This is a genomic window from Modestobacter sp. VKM Ac-2979 (assembly GCF_026967995.1).
In the GTDB taxonomy this organism is placed as follows: domain Bacteria; phylum Actinomycetota; class Actinomycetes; order Mycobacteriales; family Geodermatophilaceae; genus Modestobacter.
Genome location: NZ_JAPVBO010000009.1, coordinates 33290 through 55401, shown reverse-complemented (window position 1 = coordinate 55401; position 22112 = coordinate 33290). Strand labels below are relative to the sequence as shown.

At 75.8% G+C, this 22112-nt stretch carries 21 protein-coding genes; 10 read left to right on the top strand and 11 right to left on the bottom strand.

Annotated elements, in window-relative coordinates; genetic code table 11:
* The first annotated feature begins 14 nt into the window (after positions 1–14).
* The 3 genes from O2W15_RS22710 (at position 15) to O2W15_RS22700 (ending at position 2462) form a co-directional block, all read left to right on the top strand.
* The gene (locus O2W15_RS22710; RefSeq protein ID WP_269181102.1) at positions 15–1409 is read left to right on the top strand and encodes a glutamine synthetase family protein; all 1395 of its coding nucleotides are present in this window, start codon (positions 15–17) and stop codon (positions 1407–1409) included.
* A 159-nt stretch (positions 1410–1568) separates the two neighbouring features.
* Positions 1569–2051, top strand: a complete 483-nt coding sequence (locus O2W15_RS22705; protein ID WP_269163829.1) for an Hsp20/alpha crystallin family protein — start codon at positions 1569–1571, stop codon at positions 2049–2051.
* A 66-nt stretch (positions 2052–2117) separates the two neighbouring features.
* Complete coding sequence (locus O2W15_RS22700) at positions 2118–2462, top strand: helix-turn-helix domain-containing protein (RefSeq protein WP_166755593.1); 345 nt, start codon at positions 2118–2120, stop codon at positions 2460–2462.
* 9 nt (positions 2463–2471) lie between these two features.
* Here the strand turns inward: O2W15_RS22700 and O2W15_RS22695 are convergent, their stop codons facing one another.
* The 3 genes from O2W15_RS22695 to O2W15_RS22685 are packed head-to-tail and all read right to left on the bottom strand — an operon-like array spanning position 2472 to position 4801.
* Positions 2472–3410, bottom strand: a complete 939-nt coding sequence (locus tag O2W15_RS22695) for a quinone oxidoreductase family protein (RefSeq protein ID WP_269181101.1) — start codon at positions 3408–3410, stop codon at positions 2472–2474.
* A 42-nt stretch (positions 3411–3452) separates the two neighbouring features.
* Entirely contained in the window at positions 3453–4418 is a 966-nt protein-coding gene (locus tag O2W15_RS22690; protein WP_269181100.1) for a M56 family metallopeptidase, read from the bottom strand.
* A 2-nt stretch (positions 4419–4420) separates the two neighbouring features.
* Complete coding sequence (locus tag O2W15_RS22685) at positions 4421–4801, bottom strand: BlaI/MecI/CopY family transcriptional regulator (protein WP_269181099.1); 381 nt, start codon at positions 4799–4801, stop codon at positions 4421–4423.
* Positions 4802–4939: 138 nt separating this feature from the next.
* Between O2W15_RS22685 and O2W15_RS22680 the strand changes: the two genes are divergently transcribed.
* Genes O2W15_RS22680 through O2W15_RS22660 form a run of 5 tightly spaced genes read left to right on the top strand, consistent with a single transcriptional unit; the run spans position 4940 to position 12187 of the window.
* The gene (locus O2W15_RS22680; protein ID WP_269181098.1) at positions 4940–6502 is read left to right on the top strand and encodes a cytochrome ubiquinol oxidase subunit I; all 1563 of its coding nucleotides are present in this window, start codon (positions 4940–4942) and stop codon (positions 6500–6502) included.
* A gap of 29 nt (positions 6503–6531) precedes the next feature.
* Positions 6532–7560 carry a cytochrome d ubiquinol oxidase subunit II gene (gene cydB / locus O2W15_RS22675; RefSeq protein ID WP_269181097.1) on the top strand — a complete coding sequence of 343 codons (1029 nt, stop codon included), beginning with the start codon at positions 6532–6534 and terminating at the stop codon, positions 7558–7560.
* The gene (gene cydC, locus O2W15_RS22670) at positions 7557–11003 is read left to right on the top strand and encodes a thiol reductant ABC exporter subunit CydC (protein ID WP_269181096.1); all 3447 of its coding nucleotides are present in this window, start codon (positions 7557–7559) and stop codon (positions 11001–11003) included. The genes cydB and cydC overlap by 4 nt, the downstream gene beginning before the upstream one ends.
* Before the next feature lie 5 nt (positions 11004–11008).
* Positions 11009–11782 carry a GAF domain-containing protein gene (locus O2W15_RS22665; RefSeq protein WP_269181095.1) on the top strand — a complete coding sequence of 258 codons (774 nt, stop codon included), beginning with the start codon at positions 11009–11011 and terminating at the stop codon, positions 11780–11782.
* Positions 11783–11812: 30 nt separating this feature from the next.
* Positions 11813–12187: a DUF1801 domain-containing protein gene (locus O2W15_RS22660; protein ID WP_269181094.1), complete on the top strand. Its 375-nt coding sequence runs from the start codon at positions 11813–11815 to the stop codon at positions 12185–12187.
* 6 nt (positions 12188–12193) lie between these two features.
* Here the strand turns inward: O2W15_RS22660 and O2W15_RS22655 are convergent, their stop codons facing one another.
* Complete coding sequence (locus tag O2W15_RS22655; protein WP_269181093.1) at positions 12194–12868, bottom strand: hypothetical protein; 675 nt, start codon at positions 12866–12868, stop codon at positions 12194–12196.
* A gap of 19 nt (positions 12869–12887) precedes the next feature.
* On the opposite strand from O2W15_RS22655, the gene O2W15_RS22650 reads away from it, so the two are divergent.
* Entirely contained in the window at positions 12888–13157 is a 270-nt protein-coding gene (locus O2W15_RS22650; RefSeq protein ID WP_036337054.1) for a hypothetical protein, read from the top strand.
* 58 nt (positions 13158–13215) lie between these two features.
* On the opposite strand, the gene eutC is transcribed toward O2W15_RS22650, so the two are convergent.
* From eutC to O2W15_RS22630, 4 genes are all read right to left on the bottom strand, one after another.
* Positions 13216–13989 carry an ethanolamine ammonia-lyase subunit EutC gene (eutC, locus tag O2W15_RS22645; protein ID WP_269181092.1) on the bottom strand — a complete coding sequence of 258 codons (774 nt, stop codon included), beginning with the start codon at positions 13987–13989 and terminating at the stop codon, positions 13216–13218.
* Positions 13986–15398: an ethanolamine ammonia-lyase subunit EutB gene (locus O2W15_RS22640; protein ID WP_269181091.1), complete on the bottom strand. Its 1413-nt coding sequence runs from the start codon at positions 15396–15398 to the stop codon at positions 13986–13988. Before O2W15_RS22640 ends, eutC begins: the two co-directional genes overlap by 4 nt.
* Positions 15395–16858, bottom strand: a complete 1464-nt coding sequence (eat, locus tag O2W15_RS22635) for an ethanolamine permease (RefSeq protein ID WP_269181090.1) — start codon at positions 16856–16858, stop codon at positions 15395–15397. Before eat ends, O2W15_RS22640 begins: the two co-directional genes overlap by 4 nt.
* A gap of 113 nt (positions 16859–16971) precedes the next feature.
* On the bottom strand, positions 16972–18366 hold the full coding sequence (locus O2W15_RS22630; protein ID WP_269181089.1) for an MFS transporter: 1395 nt from the start codon (positions 18364–18366) through the stop codon (positions 16972–16974).
* A 218-nt stretch (positions 18367–18584) separates the two neighbouring features.
* Here O2W15_RS22630 and O2W15_RS22625 point away from each other — a divergent pair, with 218 nt between their 5' ends.
* Complete coding sequence (locus O2W15_RS22625; RefSeq protein ID WP_269181088.1) at positions 18585–19544, top strand: hypothetical protein; 960 nt, start codon at positions 18585–18587, stop codon at positions 19542–19544.
* A gap of 4 nt (positions 19545–19548) precedes the next feature.
* Here the strand turns inward: O2W15_RS22625 and O2W15_RS22620 are convergent, their stop codons facing one another.
* From O2W15_RS22620 to O2W15_RS22610, 3 genes are read right to left on the bottom strand one after another with little or no spacing between them, the layout of a single operon-like run.
* Positions 19549–20151 (bottom strand): TIGR03086 family metal-binding protein, encoded by a 603-nt coding sequence (locus tag O2W15_RS22620; RefSeq protein ID WP_269181087.1) that lies wholly within the window; start codon positions 20149–20151, stop codon positions 19549–19551.
* A gap of 32 nt (positions 20152–20183) precedes the next feature.
* Positions 20184–20831 (bottom strand): response regulator, encoded by a 648-nt coding sequence (locus tag O2W15_RS22615; protein ID WP_269181086.1) that lies wholly within the window; start codon positions 20829–20831, stop codon positions 20184–20186.
* A complete protein-coding gene (locus O2W15_RS22610) occupies positions 20828–22066 on the bottom strand; it encodes a sensor histidine kinase (RefSeq protein WP_269181085.1) in 1239 nt (412 codons plus the stop codon). The genes O2W15_RS22615 and O2W15_RS22610 overlap by 4 nt, the downstream gene beginning before the upstream one ends.
* Positions 22067–22112 lie beyond the last annotated feature (46 nt).

Sequence of the window (22112 nt, the reverse complement as noted above, 5' to 3'; positions counted from 1 at the left end):
ACGCCGGAGGGCACATGGAACTGCACGAGCGGGACGAGCGACGGGCCGCGGCCGAGGCGGTGCTGGACGACCTGGCGAGTGCGGGGGTGGTCGGCGTCGTCCTGCCCTGGGTCGACACCAGCGGCATCACCCGGATGAAGTCCGTGCCGCTGGCCAGGCTGCCCAGCGCCGCCCAGTGGGGCGCGGGCATGAGCCAGGTCTTCGACGGCTTCCTGGTCGACGACTCCATCGTCGCGGGCACCCACGCCGGCAGTGCGATCGGTGACCTGCGGCTGCACCCCGACCTGTCCGGACTCCGGGTGCTGGCCGGCCAGGACGGCTGGGCGTGGGCGCCGGTCGACCGGTACACGCAGGACGGCGCACCGCACGTGCAGTGCTCGCGCTCGCTGCTGCGCCGGCTGGTCGGTGAGCTCGCCGAGGAGGGGCTGAGCGTCAAGGCCGCCATCGAGGTCGAGTGGGCGCTGGGCGAGGGTGCGGGGCCACCCGGCTCCGACCCCCGCACCTTCCGGCCGGCGCTCGCCGGGCCCGCCTACGGCATGACCCGGCACGTCGAGGTCTCCGACTACGCGCGGGACCTGCTGGAGGCGCTGGACGCCCAAGGGGTCGCGGTCGACCAGTTCCACCCGGAGTACGCCGCCGGTCAGCTGGAGGTGTCGGTGGGCGCGCAGGACCCGGTCGCCGCCGCCGACACCTCGCTCCTGGTGCGCACCACCATCCAGGCGGTCAGCATCGCGCACGGGCTGCGCGCCTCGTTCTCCCCCAAGGTGACCGCCGACGGGGTGGGCAACGGCGGCCACGTGCACCTGTCGCTGTGGCGCGGGGCGGAGAACCTGATGAACGGCGGGCCCGGGACCTTCGGGTTGACCGAGGACGGCGAGGGGTTCACCGCCGGGCTGCTCGCCCACCTGCCCGCGCTGCTCGCCGTCGGCTGCCCGAGCGTCGCCTCCTACCTGCGCCTGGTGCCCTCGCACTGGGCCGGCGCCTACGCCGTGTGGGGTCTGGAGAACCGGGAGGCCGCCGTCCGCTTCGTCACCGGTCCGAGCGGCAACCGACAGGCTGCGGCCAACGTCGAGGTCAAGTGCGTCGACGGCGCGGCCAACCCGTACCTGCTGCTGGCCGGGCTGCTCGCCGCCGGCCAGGCGGGACTACGGGCCGGCTCCGTCCTCCCCGACCCGGTCGCCGTCGACCCCGGCACGCTGACCGAGGAGGGACGCCGGGAGGCCGGGATCGTCGCGCTGCCGACCTCGCTGGAAGAGGCAGTGACCGCCTTTGAGCGGGACGACGTGCTCCTCGCCGCGTTCGGGCCGGAGCTGGCGACCACGATCGCGGAGGTCCGGCGAGGGGAGATCGCCCTGTTCGCGGAGACGTCGCCGGAGGAGCTCACCGCCGCCGTCCGCTGGCGGTACTGAGCCGGGGCGACCCTGCACCGGTCACTACAGGTTTTCTGCTCCGGCGACGTTTACTTCGACGCCCAGCCGAGGTAATCTCCAGTCGTCGCTGGAGGTTCATCCAGCGGCCGCGACATCAGGACATCGGACCAGCACGACATCCGGAGGTACGCAGCCATGATGCTGACTTCCTACGACCCCTTCGCCGCGACGTCCGCCGCCTTCCGCGCGCTGGACCAGCTGACCGGCCGATCCGGCACGACCACCGCCCGCCCGCTGGCCGGCATGCCGATGGACGCCTACCGGGTGGGCGACAACTTCGTGGCCCACTTCGACCTGCCCGGCGTCGACCCCGGCTCGATCGACCTGTCGGTCGAGGGCACCACGCTGACCATCAGCGCCGAGCGGTCGGTGCCGCAGATCGAGGGCGCGCAGTGGCAGGTCGCCGAGCGTCCGTTCGGCAGCTACACCCGGCAGCTGGTGCTGGGCCGCAGCCTGGACACCGACCGGCTCGAGGCGAGCTACCACGACGGCGTGCTCACCGTGAGCATCCCGGTCGCCGAGAAGGCCAAGGCCCGCAAGATCACGGTGACCCGCGCGGACACCCCGGCCGCGGTGGAGGCGCACACCATCGAGGGTGAGCAGCCCTCCGTCGAGAGCTGATCGACAGCAACCCGGGAGGGGCGGGACCCAGCGGTCCCGCCCCTCCCGGCGTCTTCCGGAGGACCCATGAGCACCGACCCGCTCCAGCCCCTGGACGACCCCGACCACCCGGTGCTCACCATGAGCCAGGCGGCCGACCTGCTCGGCGTCCAGGCGGCCTTCCTGCGCAGCCTGGACTCCTCCGGCGTGCTGCACCCACACCGCTCCCCCGGCGGGCACCGGCGCTACTCCCGGCACCAGCTCCAGCTGGCCGCCCGGGTGCGGGTGCTCCTCGACGACGGCCACCTGCTCGGCTCGGCCCAGGTCATCGTGCAGCTGCAGGACGACCTGGCCGAGGCCGTCGCCGACGCCGAGCACGCCCGCGACGAACGGGACGCCGTGCGCCAGGAGCTGCGCGACCGGCGCCGCTGAGCCAGCGGATCAGGGCTCGAGCACCAGCTTGCGGTGGGCGAAGGAGGTCTGCCGCTGCCAGACCTCGGCCACGTCGGCCAACGGTGCCCGCTCGACCTCCACGGCGATCCGCCCGTCGGCGGCGTGCCCGGTGAGCTCGGCCCATCCCCGGGCGACGACGTCCTGCGGCACGTGCCGGGTCGTGTAGCCGAGCAGGTCGACCATCGCCTCCCGGAAGCCGCCCGCGACCACCTCTGCCGCCGGCGCCGCCGAGTGCCCGATCTGCACGTGCCGCATCCCCATCCGGGCAGCCGCCATGGCAGCCAGCGCCGGCTGACCCCACACCGGGTCGATGGTCACGTCGACCCCGCCGCCGGCCGCGTCCCGGATCCGCTCGCCGAGCGCGGCGGTCGACTCGTCGCCGGTGAGCTCGACGGTGGCGTCCGCACCCAGGTCGGTCAGCCGCCGGAGCGACTCGGCGTCCCGGGCAGCCGCGACCACCCGGCCAGCACCGAGCACCTTCGCCGCCTGGACGGCGATCGTGCCGAGCACCCCGCTGGCCCCCAGCACGAGCACCGTCTCCCCCGGCTGCAGCCGGGCCCGCCACTGCAGCGGCAGCCACGCCGCCAGCCCGGCGATGCCGAGGGCGACCGCGAGCCCGTCGTCGAGCCCGTCGGGCACGTCGAACAGCGAGTCGGCCGGTACCAGCGTGCGCTGCGCCATCGAGCCGAACGGCGCGACGCAGCCGTTGAAGTACACCCGCCGGCCCTCGACCGTGCCGACGCCCTCACGCCCGGCGACCGACGGGAACGGTGGCTTGGTGACGAAGGCGCCGGCGGCGATGGCGACGTCGACCGGGTTGACCCCGGCGACCCGGACGTCCACCACCACCTGCCCGGGGCCGGCGGCGGGCTCGTCGAACGAGTCGAAGGTGGGGGTGCCGGGCTCGGTGAGCACTGCTGCGTCCATCGGGCTGACGCTAGGCGAGCGGAGGCCGCCGCGCGCTCCGGCTCAGAGCAGAGCGGGGAGCAGCAACAGCAGGGTGGGCACGAGGAGCAGGGCGACCGCGCCGGCGAGTGCGGCCCAGCGGGCGCGGGCGGGCAGCGGGTCCGGTGCAGCGAGCAGCCGGCGGACCCGGACCGCGACCGGTCCCCCGGTGACCGCGAGCGCCCCCTCCGGCACCTGGCCCCCTGCCCCACCGGCGGCGGCCACGATCGCGACGGCGAGGGTCCGCCGCGGGTCCGGCCCGGAGAGCGAGCGCAGGGCGACGTCGTCGGCGCGCATCTCGACCAGGTCGCGCACCCCGTCGTGCGCCCGGTCGGCCGCCGGCAGCACCGGCAGCGCCGCCCGCCAGGCGACGAAGGGCAGCAGCAGCAGGTGGTGGTGCTCGCGCAGGTGCGCCCGTTCGTGGGCGACGACGGCGTCCAGCTGCGCACCGTCCAGCTCGGCCACCATCCCGGAGGAGAGCACCAGCAACGGGCGCGCTCCGGGGATGCAGAACGCCACCGGCGCGGGGTGGTCGAGCAGCAGCGTCTCCTCCGCCGACGCCCGCTCCCCCGATGCCGGCTCCCCCGACGACGCGCCGGGCCGGACGAGCAGTTCCAGCAGCGCACGGTGCCGCCGCCGGGTGCGCGCGGTGCGGACACCGGAGAGCGCGAGCACCCCCAGCAGCTCCAGCGCCAGCACCGCGGCGAGGGTCTGGGCGACCCAGTGGTCACCGCGCACCGGCTCGGCGCTGGGCTGCCGGGTCACCCAGTGCCACCAGGCCTCGGGGAGCGAGTGCCCCCAGGGCGCGAGCCCGTGCACCAGCAGTGCACCGATGATCGCCAGCCCTCCGGCCAGGCCGATCGCCTGCCAGCAGACCAGGGCCGCGAGCGGGTCGCGCCGGGGCCAGCGGGCCCGGGCCAGCGCGGCCGGCACCGGCCAGGCCAGCAGCGCGGCGAGGACGCCGAGCGCCAGGGCGGTCGCCGGGAGCACGCTCAGCGAGCGCCGGTGGCGTCCGGACCGGCTGCTGCGCCGCCGCCGCCGAGCAGTTCACGGAGCATGGCGGCGTCCTCGGCGTCGACGCTGCCGACGAACCGGGCCAGCGCCGCTTGCCGGTCACCCGCCTGGCCGAGCACCTCGTGCATGAGCTCGGCCGCGTGCGCCTCACGCGTGGCCCGGGGGGCGAAGCGCCGGGGGCGCCGGTCGTCGTGGACGACGAACCCCTTCTGCTCCAGCCGGCTCAGCACCGTGTGGACCGTGGTCAGCGCGAGCCCGCGGTCGGCCAGCTCCTGCTGCAGCTCGGTCGCGCTGACCGGACCGGCGGCCGCCCACAGCCGGTCCATGAGTGTGCGCTCCAACTCACCGAGTGAGGCCATTGGTCCCTCCTCTGTCCGGTGTCTCACAACCGATGGTCTCTGCGGGTCGTAGACGAGAAGTTCTACGAAGCGTAGAAATGAGTTCTACGACATGTAGAAGACTACGCGCCGGTCGTAGGAGACAGGGAGGCAACAGCCGTGGACGTCCTGGACGTAGCGCGCTGGCAGTTCGGGATCACCACCGTCTACCACTTCATGATGGTCCCGCTGACCATCGGGCTCGGGATCCTGCTGGTGGTCATGCACACGATGTGGGTGCGCACCGACAACCCCGAGTGGCTGCGGATGACCCGGTTCTGGGGCCGCATCTACCTGATCAACTTCGTCCTCGGGGTGGCCACCGGACTGGTCCAGGAGTTCCAGTTCGGGCTCGCCTGGAGCGAGTACAGCCGGTTCGTCGGCGACGTCTTCGGGTCGCTGCTCGCCCTCGAGGCCCTGCTGGCCTTCTTCCTCGAGTCGACCTTCCTCGGCCTGTGGATCTTCGGCTGGGGCCGGATCCCGAAGAAGGTGCACCTCGCCGCGCTCTGGGCGGCGGTGATCGGCTCGATCGTCAGCGCGTACTTCATCATCGCGGCCAACTCGTGGATGCAGCACCCGGTCGGGGTCGTGACCAACGACGCCACCGGGCGGCCCGAGCAGGTCGACTTCCTCGCCGTCCTGACCAACAACACCGCGCTCGCCGCGTTCAGCCACACCATCGTCGGCGCGCTGATGGTCGCCGCCGCGCTGCTGGTCGGCATCGGCCTGTGGCACCTGCGCAAGCGCCGGCTGGCCGGTCTCTCCCCCGAGGACGTCGACCACAGCGTGTGGCGCCGCTCGGTGCGGATCGGCGGGTTCGCCTCCCTCATCGCGTTCGTGCTCGTCGCGATCACCGGGGACTACCAGGCCAAGCTGATGTACCAGCAGCAGCCGCTGAAGATGTCCTCGGCCGAGGCGCTCTGCGAGACCGAGGCGCCGGCGCCCTTCTCGGTCTTCGCCTTCGGCAAGCTCGGCAGCAACGAGTGCGACGACGTGCACTCCTGGACCGTCCCGGCGCTGCTCTCCTACCTGGCGCACGGCGACTTCACCACCGCGGTGCCCGGGGTCAACGACCTGCAGGAGTCGTACGAGGAGGCCTACGGGGCGACCTACCCCGATGACCCGTCCTTCGGCGACAAGGCCGGCGAGCCGATCGACTACACCCCGCTGCTCGCGGTCACCTACTGGAACTTCCGGCTGATGATCGGCATGGGCATGGTCTCGGCCGGGGTGGCCGCCTACGCGCTGTGGGCGACCCGGCGCGGCCGGGTGCCGACGTCGAAGATCGGCGTCTACGGCTCGCTGCTCGCGGTCGGCGCACCCTTCGTCGCCAACGCCGCGGGCTGGATCTTCACCGAGATGGGCCGCCAGCCCTTCGTCGTCCACCCGAACCCCGACGTGCCCCGCGAGGACCAGGTCTACTTCTTCACCGCCCAGGCCGTCTCCCCCGGCGTCAGCGCGGCCGAGGTCTGGACCTCGCTGATCGGCCTGACGCTGGTCTACGGCGCCCTGGCCGTGGTGGAGCTCTGGCTGATCGTGAACTTCGTCCGTCGCGGGGTCACCACCAGCGACGGCGCCCCGACCCCGGGCCACACCCCCGACGGCGACCCCGACGCCGACGTCACCCCGGGCAGCGCGAGCACCCGGCGGGCCGACGACGACGTCCTCTCCTTCGCCTACTGACCGGCCCTGAGACCGAGAGAGACACTCCCATGGACCTGCAGACACTCTGGTTCGCCGCGGTCGCCGTGCTCTGGACCGGCTTCCTGCTGCTCGAGGGCTTCGACTTCGGCGTCGCCGCCCTGATCCCGGTGATCGGGCGCCGCCCGGCCGACCGGCACCTGATGCTCCGGTCGATCGGCCCGGTGTGGGACGGCAACGAGGTCTGGCTGATCACCGCGGCCGGCGCCGTCTTCGCCGCCTTCCCCGGCTGGTACGCCACCTGGCTGCCGGCGCTGTACCTGCCGTTCGTGCTGGTGCTGTTCGGCCTGATCATCCGGGCCGTGGCCTTCGAGTGGCGGCACTCGCACCACACCGCGCAGTGGGACAGCACCTGGACCAACGTCATCGTCACCGGATCGCTCATCGCCGCCCTCGGGGTCGGCGCGGCGCTGGGCGGCACCACGCTGGGCCTGCCGATCGACGGTGACGGCATCCGGGTCGGCGGCGCCTTCGCCGGCGTCACCTGGTCCGCACTGCTGGGCGGGGTGGCCGTGCTCGCCTACTCGATGGTGCACGGCGCCGTCTTCCTGGCGCTGAAGACCGAGGGGCCGGTGCGGCTGGCCGCGCGCGCCTTCGCCCGCCGCTGGTCGCTGGTCGCGGCGGTGCCGCTGCTGGCCTGGGCCGGGCTGGTGCAGCTGCGCGAGGGCACCGCCGTCACCGCGGTGCTGTGGCTGGTCGCCGCACTGGCGGTGCTGGTCGCCTGGGCGAGCATCCGGGTCGACCGGGAGGGACCGGCGTTCACCGCCTGGGCCGTCGTCATGCTCGCCTCGGCGGCGACGATCTTCGGCGCCGTCTACCCGGTGGTCGTCGTCTCCTCGATCGACCCGGCCTTCGACGTCACCATCGCCGAGGCCTCGGTCAGCGACTACACGCTGACCGTGATGACCTGGGCAGCCGGCTTCGGGCTCCCGGTCGTGCTGGGCTACCAGGCCTGGACCTACTGGGTGTTCCGCAAGCGGCTCACCGCCGACCCGGAGACCCCGCACGCCGACGCCACCGAGGAGCAGGTGCGCGCATGACCTCGCCTGACAGCCACCAAAATGGCCATTTTGGTGGTGCCGAGCGGGGGCGGGGGCCGCTGGGGCCGCTCGCGGGGGTGCCCGGGCTGACCGGGGCGCTGGTGCGGGCCGCGGTCGCCGCGCTCGGGCAGACCGTCGGGGTCGTCCTGCTCGCGGCCGGGCTCGCCCGCGCCGTGGCGGACGTCGCCGACGGCGTCACCCCGGGGACGTCGCTGCTCGTGGCGCTGCTCGGCGTCGGGATCCGGGCCGCCGCCGGCGGGCTGGGCAGCGTGCTGGCCACCCGGGACGCCCGGCGGGCCGAGGACACCCTGCGCCGCCGGCTGCTCACCCGGCTGCTGGCCGGCGAGGGCGAGGCGGTCGCGGCCGCCGGCGGCAGCGGGCCGGCGGCGGTGCTGGCCAGCACCCGACTGCACGACCTGGGGCCGGCGCTGGCCACCTACCTGCCGGCGCTCGCGCAGACGATCGTCGTCCCGCCGGTGCTGCTGGTGGTGCTGGGCCTGACCGACTGGCTCTCCGCGCTGCTGGTGGCGGTCACCCTGCCGCTGGTGCCGCTGTTCATGGCGCTGGTCGGGCTGCACACCCGGGACCGGACGGTCGAGGCGGCCCGGGCACTGGACCGGATCGCCGGGCACGTCGCCGAGCTGGTCCGCGGCCTGCCGGTCCTGGTCGGGTTGGGCCGCGCCGCCGACCAGCTGTCCGCGCTGGCCGACCTCGGCGAGACCCACCGCCGGCGCACGCTGGCCACCCTGCGGATCGCCTTCCTCTCCTCGCTGGTCCTCGAGGTGCTCGCCACCCTGTCGGTCGCGCTGGTCGCGGTGACCGTCGGCGTGCGGCTGGTGCACGGGGACATGGGCCTGGACGTCGGCCTGCTCGCGCTGCTGCTCGCCCCCGAGGCGTTCGCGCCGCTGCGGGCACTGGGCGCCGCGCACCACGCCTCCGAGGATGCCGCCGAGGCCGCCGCCGAGGCCCGCGCCGTGCTCGCCGCCCCCGCCCCCCGGCCGGTGCTCGCCGCTCCGCCCGCCGGGCAGCTGCGCGGGGTCACCGTCGACGGCCTCACCGTCTCCTTCCCCGGCCGCAGCCGGCCCGCCGTCGACGGCGCCTCGTTCGAGGTGGCGCCGGGCGAGCTGGTGGCCCTGCGCGGGCCGAGCGGATCGGGCAAGTCCACGGTGCTCGCCGTCCTGGCCGGCCAGCTCCTCGACGGGGCCACCGCGCAGGTCGACGGCGTGGTGCTGGCACCTGCGGACGTCGCCGTCGTCCCGCAGTTCCCGCACACCGTCGCCGACACCGTGCTCGACGAGCTGCGCCGGCACGCCGGCGACGTCCCCGACGAGTGGGCCACCGACCTGGCCGACACCGCGCTGGCCTGGCTGGACGCCGGGCACCTGCGCGAGCGCGCCTGCCGCACCCTCTCCCCCGGCGAGCTGCAGCGGGTCGCGCTGGCCCGGGCGCTGGTCCGGGTGCAGCGCGGCGCCCGGGTGCTGCTGCTGGACGAGCCGACGGCGTCGCTGGACGCGGCGAGCACCGCGCAGGTCGCCGAGCTGCTGGTCCGGCTGCGCGGCTCGCTCTGCACCGTGCTGGTCACCCACTCCCCCGCGCTGGCCGCGCTCGCCGACCGCGCCGTCGACCTCACCGGACCCGACGCCCTGCCGCCGCTCACCACCGTCCCGGCGCCCGAGCGCACCGGCAGCACCGAGGACGCCGGTGCCCCGCTCCCCGCCGCCCTCGCCGAGCCCGGCGCCGCCCCCGAGGCGGACCGCGGCACCGCCGGCCTCAGCTGGCCACGGCGGGCGGTGGTGCGGGCGGTCGCCGCCGGCTCGGCCTCGGCGGCGTCCGCCGTGGCGCTGACCGCGGTCTCGGGCTGGCTGATCGTCCGGGCCGCCGAGCAGCCGCCGATCCTCACCCTGCTGGTGGCCACGGCCGGGGTGCGCGGCTTCGGGCTGGCCCGGGCCGGGCTCCGCTGGCTGGAGCGGCTGGCCGGCCACGACGCCGCCTTCCGGCTGGCGTCGAGCACCCGGCTGCAGGTGTGGCGCGCGCTGGTCGCGCAGGGCCCGGCCGCCGACCGCACCCCCGGCCGGGCCCTGGCCCGGGTCGTCGGGGACGTCGGCCTGCTGCAGGACCTCTCCGTCCGGGTGGTCACCCCGCCCCTGGTCTCCGGCATCGTGCTGGTCGGGACGACGGCGGTGCTGGCCCTGCTCGACCCGCGGGCCGGCGCACTGGTCGCCGCGCTCGTCGGGGTCGCGGTGCTGGGCGTGCTCGGTGTGCACCGCCGGGCCGACCGGGGCAGCGCCCGATACGCCGCCGAGCTGCGCACGGTGACCCTGCGGGAGACCAGCGCAGCCCTCGAGGCCGCCGGCGACCTGCGGGCGCACGGCCTCACCGGCGAGGCCGTCGACCGGCTCGACCAGCTGGGCCGCCGGCAGGGCCGCGCGGCCCGGGCCGGGGCCACCGCCACGGCACTGGGCGACGCGCTCGCGGTGCTGGCCACCGGTGCCGCCGCCGTCGGTGCGCTGGCCGTCGCGGCCGTCGGCGTCCGCGCCGGGGAGCTCTCCGCACCCACCGCCGCCGTCCTGGCGCTGGCGCCCCTGGCGCTGCTCGAGCCGCTCACCGCACTCGGCGCCGCGCAGCGGCACCGGCTGGCCTGGCACGACGCGCAGGCCCGGGTCGAGTCCGTGCTCGCCGAGCCGGTGGCCGCCGACCCGGCGCCGGCCGAGCGGGTGGCCCCGCCGCGGCCGGTGCGCGAGCTGGCGCTGGAGCAGCTCACCGCCGGCTGGCCGGGGCGCCCGGCGGTGCTGCGCGACCTGGACGCCGTCGCCACCGCCGGGTCCGACTGGCTGGTGGTCACCGGCCCGTCCGGATCGGGCAAGTCGACGCTGCTGTCGGTGCTGATGGCCTCGCTGCGTCCCGCGGCCGGCGCCTACGTCCTCGGCGACGGGCGCCGTCCGGTGCCGGCCGACCGGCTGACCCGGGCCGACGTGCAGGGCACCATCGCCTGGTGCCCGCAGGAGGCACACGTCTTCGACGCTCCGCTGCGGGCCAACCTCGCGCTGGCCCGCCCCCGCGGCGAGCTGGCCGGTGCCGACGGCGAGGAGGCGATGCGCCGGGCCCTGACCGACGCCGGGCTCGGTGCGCTGCTGGCCAGCCTGCCGGCAGGGCTGGACACCCCGGTCGGGGCGGGCGGCACCTCGCTGTCCGGTGGCGAGCGGCGGCGGCTGGCGGTGGCGCGAGCGCTGTTGGCGGACCGGGACGTCGTGCTGCTGGACGAGCCGACCGCCCACCTGGACCCGCCGACGGCCGCCGCCCTGGTGGCCGACCTGCGCCGGGCGCTGGCGGGCCGGCTGGTCGTCTGCGTGACCCACGACCCCGCGGTGGCCGAGGAGCACGACAGCGTCCTGCGGCTGGACGGGATGGTCCCCGAGCACACGCCGGCTCCGGCGCGCCGCTGACCGGTTTGCCGCGGCTCCTGCTGCGGCACGTCTCCGGGATGACCCTGGCCGAGCGCTTCGCCGCCGCGGCGGCGGCGGAGGCGGCCGCGGCGGCGGACGATGAGGGGCACCTGCTCCCCGACCAGCTGACCCGGGCCACCGTCCGGGTGCTGGCGGTCGACGGTGCCGGTCTCAGCGTGCTGACCGGCACCCGGGGCCGCTGCCCGCTGGGCGCGAGCTCACCGGAGGCCGGCCGGGCCGAGCGGCTGCAGTTCACCGTGGGCACCGGCCCCTGCCTGCTGGCCCACGCCACCGGTGAACCGGTCTTCGCCGCCGAGCAGGACCTCCGCCGACGGTGGCCGGAGTTCGCCGACGTGCTGGTGGCCAGCACCCCCTACCGCGGCGTCGTGTCCCTGCCGATCCCGAACGCACTGGCCGGCGCCGGTGCGCTGGACCTCTTCCTCGTCGACCCCGACGACGTCCTGCGGCTGGACGTGTTCGACGCCCTCGCCATCGGCCACCTGGTGTCCGGCGCGCTCAGCGACGCCGTGGCGTGGTCGGCGCAGTCGGGCGCCGCGGGCCCGGACTGGCTGCACAGCCCGGCCGCGGTGCGCCGGGCCGCCGTCTGGCGCGCGGTCGGGTCGCTCAGCGTGTCGCTGGACGCCGACGCGGGAGCCGCGCTGGCCGTGCTGCGGGCGCACGCCTGGGCCACGGGACGCTCGGTCGACTCGGTGGCGGCGGACCTGGTGAGCGGCCGGCTGGTGACCGCCGACGTCGTCGGACGGCCCGGCGGACCCTGAGCGGGCGCGTGCATGGGGCACGCTGGGCCCATGGCGCAGCCGACGGTCGAGGAGTTCCTCGACGCCCTGGACCACCCCCGCCTGAACGACGTCCGGCGGCTCCGCGCGGCGATCATGGCCTCGGACGCCGAGCTCACCGAACACGTGAAGTGGCGGGCGCCGAGCTTCTGCGCCCGCGGGGTGGACCGGGTGACCTTCCGGCTGTTCCCGGCCGACCACCTGCAGCTGGTCTTCCACCGCGGTGCGAAGCCCCAGGAGACCGCGGGCTTCGCGTTCGGGGACGACACCGGGCTGCTGCGCTGGGCCGACACCGACCGCGCCGTGCTGTCACTGGGCGACTCCGCCGACGTGACCGCCAAGCTGGACGCGATCGTGGCCCTCGTGGAGCGCTGGGTGCGGGTCTGAGTCGGCTCAGTCGCAGGGCGGCCCCGCCGGGACGTCGACCTGGATCTCCGGGCCCAGCTCCGCGTCGACCAGCGGCAGGTCGTCGCCGGACCAGAAGCTGCCCGGGTCGTAGGCGTTGAGCGGCCGGTTCTTCGGCAGCAGGCCCATCGCCGTGTAGGTGGTGGCGACCAGCTCGGCGCAGAAGATCGTGTCGTTCGTCTGGTGCCGGCGCAGCTTGCCGTTGACCCAGCCGTGCGCCAGGTGCCGGGTGGTGGGGAACGGCTTGCCGTCGAGCCGGGCGATGGTGCGCAGCACGGCGTCCTCCATCTCCCGGGGCACCCCGCCGTCGTCGGCCGGGCCGACCAGCTGGCGCAGCCAGGCCTGCTGGCCGTAACGCTTCTTCCAGACGCAGACCGCATCGGAGAGGTCGTGCAGCTGGACGCCGCGCTGATGGCGGCCGGACCACACGTCGGACAGGGAGTGCCCCAGCTCGGCGTGCCAGAGCAGCGGCGGCAGGTCCTCGATGACGACGGCCATGCCGACGTGGTTGACCGGGGCGTTGGTGACGGCCTGGATGGCCCGGTCGGCCACCGACCCACCACGGAAGACCCAGACGTCGCCGGTCCGGGTGAGCTCGACGGCGTCGTGCAGCGGCAGGACGCGGGCGGACGGAGTGCGGAACCCAGCGCGAGAGTGAGCCACACCACTACCGTAACGGTTCATGCGCCTCTCGAAGCTGCTCGGAGTCGCCGGGATCGTCGGCGTTGCCGCGACCGGCACCGTCCTGCTCCGCCACGAACGCCACCGTCGGGCCTACTCACCGGAGGAGGTGCGCGCCCGGCTGCAGGGCCGGGTGGCGGAGGTGGCGACCGCCGACGCCGACCCGGACCTCGTCCCGGACTGGCCGGCCGAGGTCGAGCGGCCGCAGCGCCACCCGATGGAGGCGCTGCTCAGCACGGTGATGCGGGTCGGGCCCCTCCGCCGCTTCTGACGGCCCTCTCTCAGGGGCCCGCCCCGAGCGTGCGAGGGGTGGGGGGAGAGAGGGTCCATCAGTCCGCGCCCGGCGGGAGCGTCGTCCCCTCGTCCTTGAGCACGACCCCGGAGGCCCCCAGCTGTCGGGACGCCTGGAGCAGCCCGGCGAGGGTGTCGGCGGCCTGGGCGTAGCCGAGGCCGTGCGGTGGACGCACGTTGGAGATGCAGTTGCGCTCGGAGTCCGCCCGGCCGGGGCGCGGGCCGTGGGTCAGGTACAGGCCGAGGCTGTCGGCGGAGCTCAGCCCCGGCCGCTCCCCCACCAGGACGACGACGATCCCCGCGCCCAGCGCCTCGCCCACCGGGTCGCCGAGGGCCACGCGTGCCTGGTGGGCGAGGACCAGCGGGGCGACCGACCAGCCGGGCAGCCGGGCCAGCACGGCGGCCACGGTGCCGGCCGCGTGCTCGTGCACCGCCCGCGGGGACAGCCCGTCGGCGAGCACCAGCGCCAGGTCGTGCGTGCCGCCGGGCAACCGGGTGTCCGGATCGAGCCGCCGGCCCAGGTCCGGACGCTGCAGGTAGGTGGTCCGGTCCGGTGCCTGGCTGTGCACCTCCAGCACGTCGAGCCCGACCCCGGCCTCGGTCAGCGCCGTCCGCACCCGATCGGGGTCCAGGGCGGTGTGCACCGCGTCGCGGGCGGCCGCGTGCGCGGCGCGGAACTCCAGCTCCCGGGACGTCGGCAGCCCGTCACCGGCCCGACCCAGCGCGACCCGCGCCCTGGTGGCGTCCCGCAACACCGCCCACGGGTCCGGCTCCCCACCAAGATGGCCATTGTGGTGGCCCGGGGTGGTCATGGGCGGGCGGCGGCGAGCAGGGCGCGGGCCGCGGGCGCCTCGGGGGTCAGCTCGCGCACGTGGCCGGCGTCGTCGAGCAGGTCCATCATCGTCAGCCACGCCTCGAACTCCGGCGCCGGCCGCAGGTCCAGCACCGAGCGGGCGGTGAGGACGTCGGTGAACGACAGCGACTGGTAGTGCAGCATCACGTCGTCCGAGCCCGGGACGGCGATGACGAACGAGCAGCCCGCCGCGCCGAGCAACAGCGTGAGGGTGTCGGTGTCGTCGCCGTCGACGTCGGTGTGGTTCGTGTAGCAGACGTCCACGCCCATCGGCAGGCCCAGCAGCTTGCCGCAGAAGTGGTCCTCCAACCCGGCCCGGATGACCTGCTTGCCGTCGTAGAGGTACTCCGGGCCGATGAACCCGACCACGGTGTTCACCAGCAGCGGGTCGAAGTGCCGGGCCACTCCGTAGGCGCGGCACTCCAGCGTCTGCTGGTCGACCGGGCCGTCGACGCCGTGGTGGGCGTCGGCCGACAGCGCCGAGCCCTGCCCGGTCTCGAAGTAGGTGACGTTGTCCCCCACCGTCCCCCGGCGCAGTTCCAGTGCGCCGGCGCGGGCCTCGGCGAGCAGGTCGAGGGTGACGCCGAAGCCGCGGTTGCCGGCCTGGGTGCCGGCGACGGACTGGAAGACCAGGTCGACCGGCGCGCCGGCCTCCAGTGCCCGCAGCGTGGTGGTCACGTGCGCGAGCACGCAGGACTGGGTGGGGATCTCGTACCGGCTGATCACCGCGTCGACCAGCTCCAGCAGCGCGATGGTCTGCGCCGGGGAGTCGGTGGCCGGGTTGATCCCGATGACGGCGTCGCCGCTGCCGTGCAGCAACCCGTCCAGGATCGCCGCGGTCACCCCGACGGCGTCGTCGGTGGGGTGGTTGGGCTGCAGCCGGGAGGCCAGCCGGCCGGTCAACCCGAGCGTGCTGCGCAGGCCGGTGACCACCCGGGTCCGGCGGGCGACCGCGATCAGGTCGGCGTTGCGCATCACCTTGGAGACGGCGGCGGCCATCTCCGGGGTGAGCCCGCGGGCCAGGCCGGAGATCGCCGCCTCGTCCCGCTCGGCGGCACGGGCCAGCAGCCAGTCGCGGAACTCCCCCACCGTCAGTGCGGAGACGGGGGCGAAGGCAGCCGGGTCGTGGGTGTCCAGGATCAGCCGGGTGACGTCGTCCTCGTCGTAGCCGACCACCGGTTCGGTGAGGAAGGTGGCCAGCGGGACGTCGGCCAGCACGTGCTGCGCGGCGACCCGCTGGGCCTGCGACTCCGCGGCCACCCCGGCGAGCACGTCACCGGAGCGGGCCGGCGTGGCCTTCGCCAGCACGTCGGTCAGCGAGCGGAACTCGTGGGTGTGCCCGCCCAGCGTCGTCCGGCGGACCGTCATCGCACGTCCTCCTCGGCGGCGGCCAGCAGCTCGAACTCCTCCTCCGGCGCGGAGGCGACCAGGTGGTGGCGGCTGTAGAGGGCGAAGTAGCCGAGGAAGACGGCGTAGGCGGCGAGCGTCCAGGCCGCGGCCACGGGGTCGACCAGGAAGGTGGCGAGCACCGCGGCGGCGGCCAGCACCAGGGCCACGCCGGTGGTGACCGTGCCGCCGGGCGTGCGGTAGGGCCGGTGCAGCTCCGGCTCCCGGCGGCGCAGCACGATGTGGCTGACCATCATCAGCACGTAGGAGACGGTGGCCCCGAAGACGGCCATGTTCAGCAGCATGGCGCCCTGCCCGGTCAGCGAGAGCGCGAAGCCGATGGCCCCGGGCACCAGCAGGGCCAGCGTCGGCGCCTTGCGGGAGTTGGTCACCGAGAGCGCCCGCGGCAGGTACCCGGCGCGGGAGAGCGCGAAGGTCTGCCGGGAGTAGGCGTAGATGATCGAGAAGAAGCTGGCGACCAGGCCGACCAGCCCGGCGTAGTTGATCACCGTGGTCAGCCCGCTGGAGGCCCCCGCGACCTCGAGCGCCTCCACCGGCGGGTTGCCGCTGACCGACATCGTCTGCGCACCGCCGGCGCCGGCGGTGAACACCAGCATCAGCACCGCCAGGACCAGCAGCAGGCCCATCGCGGCGACGATCCCCCGGGGCATGCTCCGGGCCGGGTCCTTGGCCTCCTCCGACGCCAGCGGCACGCACTCCACCGCCAGGAAGAACCAGATGGCGAAGGGGAACGCCGCCCAGATGCCCATCAGCCCGAACGGCAGGAACTCCGAGGCGCCGGCGGCGTCGGTGGGCGCGATGTCGGTGAGGTTGGCCGCGTCGAAGGCCGGGACCGCCCCGACCAGGTAGAGCACCAGCCCGGCCACGGCGACCGCGGCGATCACCAGCATCACCTTCAACGCCTCACCGACGCCCAGCAGGTGGATGCCGATGAACAGGCCGTAGGCCGCGAGGTACACCCACCAGCCGTCGGTGATGCCGAACAGCCCGAGCGACTCCACGTAGGCACCGATGAAGGTGGCGATCGCCGCCGGGGCGATCGCGTACTCGATCAGCACCGCGACGCCGGTCGCGTAACCACCCCAGGGCCCCAGCGCCCGGCGGGCGAAGGTGTACCCGCCGCCGGCGGTGGGCAGCGCGGAGCCCAGCTCGGCCAGGCCGAAGACCATCGCCGAGTACATGACCGCCATCAGCACGACGGCGATCAGCAGCCCGCCGAACCCGCCCTGCTCCAGCCCGAAGTTCCACCCGGCGTAGTCACCGGAGATGACCGCGGCGACGCCGAGCCCGGCGAGCAGCACCCAGCCGGCGGTGCCGCCGCGGAGCTGCCGCTTCTCCAGGTAGCCGGCGTCGACCGTCTCCGCCTCGACCCCCCGCCCCGGTCCGTGTGCTGCTCGGGCGGGTGCGGGTTCGACGGTCATCTGCGGTCCTCCGGCTCGTGGCCCCTGGGATCAGGCGGGGGCCAGCGTGTTCTCCTCACACCCGCCGGTCAACGGGGTGCGACGTCCCGGAACACGTTGTTCACAAGCGCCGGTCAGCCGACCTCGAGCAGCTGCAGGTCGCGCACGTAGCTGCAGGCGCCGACGTTCACGCGGGCCGCGGCCGGACGCAGCGCCACACCGACCGGGCGCAGCACGACCGCCACCGGGCGCCGGCCGAAGAGCACCGGCTGCGTCCAGCCGCGCCGGGGCAGCGGCGGGCGCCGCACCTGCTCGCCCTCGATGCCGAGCACCAGCACCGCGGCCAGCACCGCCATCAGCGCCACCGTGCCCAGCGCGGCGGGCAGCCCGGCGTGCTCGGCGAGGAAGCCGATCACCGGCGGGCCACCGAGCAGGCCGGTGTACCCGACCGTGGTGGACAGCGCGACGCCCGAGGGCCCGCCGAGCGCACCGGCCCGGGCGATCGCCAGCGGGAAGACGTTGGCCAGCCCGAGCCCGACGAGCACGAAACCGGCCAGGGCGACCGGCAGCGACGTCGTCGTCACCGCGGCCAGCGCACCGGCCGCGGCCAGCAACGAGCCGCCGACGAGCAGCCGCCGCTCACCCAGGGCGAGCACCAGCCGACCGCCGGCCAGCCGGCCGGCGGCCATCGCCGAGGAGAAGCCGGCGTACCCGGCCGCCGCCAGGGCAGGGGCGGCGGCCAGCTGCTCGCGCAGGTGGAGCGCACCCCAGTCACTGAGCGCGCCCTCGCCGTAGGCGGTCGCCCCGGCCACGGCGCCCAGCAGCACCAGGACGCCGGTGGGACGGACGCCGCGGGTGCCCTCGGCGGCCGGCCCCCGCAGGTCGACCGCCGGCTCCGGGCGGTCGCCGCGGACGAGCACCGGCCCGGCCCAGGCCATCGCGAGCAGCCCGATGATCGCCACGCCGGCCAGGTGCGGGGCGACCCCCGTCACGGCCGAAGCGAGCCCGCCGACGAGGGCACCGACCAGACCACCACCGCTGAACGCGGCGTGCAGCCCGGACAGCAACGGCCGCCCGGCGCGCGCCTCGACCTGCACCCCGACGCTGTTGGCCGCGACGTTCACCGCACCGGTGACGGCGCCGAACAGGAACAGTCCGGCGCACAGCGCCGGGAGGGTGCCGGCCAGCCCGGGCAGGACGGCGCTGAGGCTGGCGGCGACGCCGGCCAGCGCCGCCACCCGCCCGGTGCCGAACCGGGTGCACAGCGCACCGGTGACCTGCATGCAGGCGAGCGCGCCGAGGGACAGGCACAGCAGCGCGACGCCCAGGGCGGTGTGGCCGGCGCCGGTGGCGGCGCTGACGTCGGGCACCCGGGCGGCCCAGCTGCCGAAGACGAAGCCGTCGAGACCGAAGAGGACGGCGACGGCCACCCGCAGCCGGCGCAGCGAGGGCGGGGTGGACGAGGGGACGGCCCGGGCGAGCACCGAACGGAGCAGCCCCGGGGCACGGGAGGGCACAGGAATGACCATGGGAGACCTTCAGGGAGTGGACGCGCAGCACCGCGGAACGGGTGGCGGGGGTCGGGGAGCACACGACCTCGGGCGCTGTCTCCCACGGTGCCACTCGGATGTGCACGATGCGTGTCGATCCGGGGTCGACCGGGGGTGAGAGCGCCCACGGTGTCGCACCGCACGTCCCGGCCGCCTCTGCAGTTGCCGGAGCAGCGCGGGAGAACGAGGGTCAGGGGATGACCGGGACCTTCGCTCGTGGGCTGCTCGCCGGCGCCGCCGGCACGACCGCCCTCAACGCCCTGACCTACGCCGACATGCTGCGCCGCGGCCGTCCGGCCAGCACCGTGCCCGGCCAGACCGCCGCCGCGCTCGCCGACGCCGCCGGAGTGGAGGTGCCGGGCAGGGGTGCGGAGCGGGAGGCCCGGACCACCGGGCTCGGTGCGCTCCTGGGGATCGGCAACGGCCTCGGCGTCGGCCTGCTGGCCAGCCTGGCCCGCGCCGGCGGGGTGCGGATGCCCGGGCCGGTCGGTGCGGTCGTCGTCGGTGCGGCGTCGATGGCGGCCACCGACGGGCCGACGGCGGCGCTGGGCGTGACCGATCCGCGCACCTGGACGTCCTCGGACTGGGCGGCCGACGCGGTGCCCCACCTCGCCTACGGTGCGGCCGTGCAGGCGGTCGTTTCCGCACTGCCGACGCGCAAGGAGCGGGTCCTGGTCAAGCAGCGCGCCTCGGCCGGGCTGGTCGCCCGCTCGCTGCTGCTCGGCACGGCGGCCGGGTGCCGCAGCTCCCTCGGGCTCGCCGCGCCGACGCTCACCGCCGCCGACACCGGCGTCGTCAAGAAGCTGGGTTCCCTGCTCTCCGTGGGCGGCGAGGTCTACGCCGACAAGCAGCCCGGCATCCCGCCACGGACCAGTCCTGCGGTCCTGCCCGCGCGCCTGGCCAGCGGGGCCGGCGGCGCCGGGCTCCTCGCCCGGCGTCAGGGGCAGAACGCCGCGCTGCCGGTGCTGGCCGGCGCCGCCGGTGCCGCGGCCGGCTCCTTCGGCGGCCTGGCCTGGCGGCGCTGGGCAGCGGACCTGATGCCGGACTGGCAGGCCGCACTGATCGAGGACGGCGTGGCCGTCGTCCTGGCGCTGTCCGCCTGCCTGCCCGGCCGCCGGCGCTCGACCCGGCTGCGCGTGGTCACGATGCTCGACTGACCGGTCAGGCCCGCCAGCCGGGGTCCCGGCCGGCGAGCCCGAGCGCCCGGTCGAAGGCGGGGGCGTCGGCCGGCACGGGCACCGCGGGCCCGTACCAGCCGCCGTCCCGGCCCATCGGCGCCAGCGGCTCGACCGCCGCCAGCACCGCCTCCCCCAGCCCGGCCGGGACGTCGTAGCGGGCGCCGATCGCCCGGGCCAGGTCCCAGCCGTGCAGGGCGAACTCGGCGAGCATCAGCGGGCCGACGACCCCGGCGGGCATCGGCGTCGTGCCGAGCAGCGTCTCGCCCTGCCACGCAGCGCGGTCGGCCCAGGCGTCGGCCGCGGTGTCCAGCTCGACGGGGACGGCAGCGGCCCACTGCTCCACCGGCACGCCGTCCAGGAACGGCGCCGGCCGCAGGCTGGCCCCGTCCTGCTCCAGCGGCATGCCGGTCGCCGACCGCTGGGACAGCAGGGCGGCCCACGCCAGGTGGTCGACCAGGGCGCGGACGTCGTAGTCGCCGCACGGTGTGGGCGCGGTGAGCTGTTCGGGGCGGACGGCGACCAGCGCGGTGGCGGCCAGGTCCGAGGCGGCGCGCACCGCGGCGGGCGGGCTGAGGAGCGAGGTCATGCGGGCAGCCTGCACCCTGCCCGCCCGGTGGCTCAGCCGGGGACGAAGCCCGAGCGGTAGGCCAGCACCACGGCCTGCGTCCGGTCCCGGGCCCCGGTCTTGGCGAGCACCCCGGCGACGTGGGTGCGCACCGTCTCCACGCCCAGGAACAGCTCTCCGGCGATCTCGGCGTTGCTCAGCCCCTGGGCCATCAGCCCGAGCACCTGGCGTTCCCGCTCCGTCAGCCGCGCCAGCCCCGGCACAGCGACCGGGTCGGCGGCGCGCACGTGCCGGCGGGCCAGTTCCCGGACGGCGTCGGGGAACAGCAGCGACTCCCCGCGGGCCACCGTCCGGATGCCGTGCAGCAGCTCCTCGGGCGTCGACCGCTTGAGCAGGAACCCGTCGGCGCCGGCGGCCAGTGCGTCGAAGACGTGGTCGTCGTTGGAGAAGGTGGTGAGGACCAGCACCCGGGCGGGCGAGCCGGCCCGCACCAGCGCCCGGGTGGCGGCGATCCCGTCCAGCCGGGGCATCCGCACGTCCATCAGGACGACGTCCGGCGAGGTGCGGCCGACGAGGTCCAGCACGTCGGCGCCGTCCCCGGCCTCCCCGACCACCGACAGGTCCGGCTCAGCGCCGATCACGGCGGCCAGGCCGCGGCGGATCATCGGCTCGTCGTCGACCAGCGCCACCCGGACGGTCACCGGACCGCGCTCCGGGCGTGCACCGGCAGCCGGACGGCGAGCTGCCACCGGCCGTCGTCGCCGACGCCGGCCCGCACCTCGCCCCGGAGGTCGCGCACCCGTTCCCGCACGCCGCGCAGCCCGCGCCCACCGCCGGCGCCGGCAGCCGCGGCGCCCGGCCCGGTGTTGGCCAGCACCAGCTCGAGGTCGTCGCCGGCGGCGTCGACCACCAGCCGGCAGGCGGTGCCCGGGGCGTACCGCAGCACGTTGGTCAGCCCTTCCTGCACGATCCGGTAGGCCTCCCGGGAGACCAGCGCCGGCAGGCTCTCGACGGCACCGCGGACCTCCACCGAGACCACTGCACCGGCGGCCCGGGCGGTGCCGACCAGCTCGGTCAGGTCGCGCAGGTCCGGGGCCGGGGCGACGTCGGTGGCGGCCTGTTCCTCCTCGCGCAGCAGGCCGAGCACGTGTTCCAGGTCGACCAGCGCCCGCCGCGTGGCGTCCTCCGTGGCCCGGATGGCCTCCTCTGCGGCCACCGGGTCGCGGGTGAGCAACCGGCGGGCGGCGCCGGCCTGCACGCTGGCCAGGCTCAGCGCGTGCCCGACGCTGTCGTGCAGCTCGCGGGCCAGCCGGTCCCGGCCGGTCAGCACCGACACCGATGCCTCGGCCGCAGCCAGCCGCTCGGCCGTGGAGCCGGCCAGCAGCCGGGGGGCGACCGCGGCCAGGCCCCGGCCGGGGAGCTCCCCGCCGGCCACGACGAGCAGCAGCAGGCCGGCGGTCAGCACGACCCGGCCCGGCCATCCAGCGGGCACGGCCATCCCCAGCAGGTCCTCCGCTCCCGCGCCGCCCGGCACGGCCACCAGCACCACCGCGGACGGCACACCGATGACCAGCAGGGCACCGGCGGCCGTGCCGGCCAGCACGTGCAGGGCCAGCAGCAGCGCGGTGCGGGCCCGCTGCGGCGCGGTGGTCGACGGCCCGGGGCGGTCGGTGAACCCACGGGCCAGCAGCCCACCGACCGCGACCGCCTCCACCGGCCGGACCTCGGCGAGCGCGCCGACCGCCACGACCGGGGCGGCCACCAGCAGCGCCACGAGCACCCCGATCAGCACCGGCGGCAGGCCGGACGTGACGATCACCTGCACCGGCCAGGCCAGCACGATCCCGACCGCCACCCCGATGGCCCCGCCCAGCAGCAGGTAGAGCCAGCGGTGCAGCGACTGGGCCACCGTCCGCCGCACCACCTCTCGAGCCACGACGCCATCCTCTCCGGCCGGACAAGACCCCGACGACGCCCGCGCC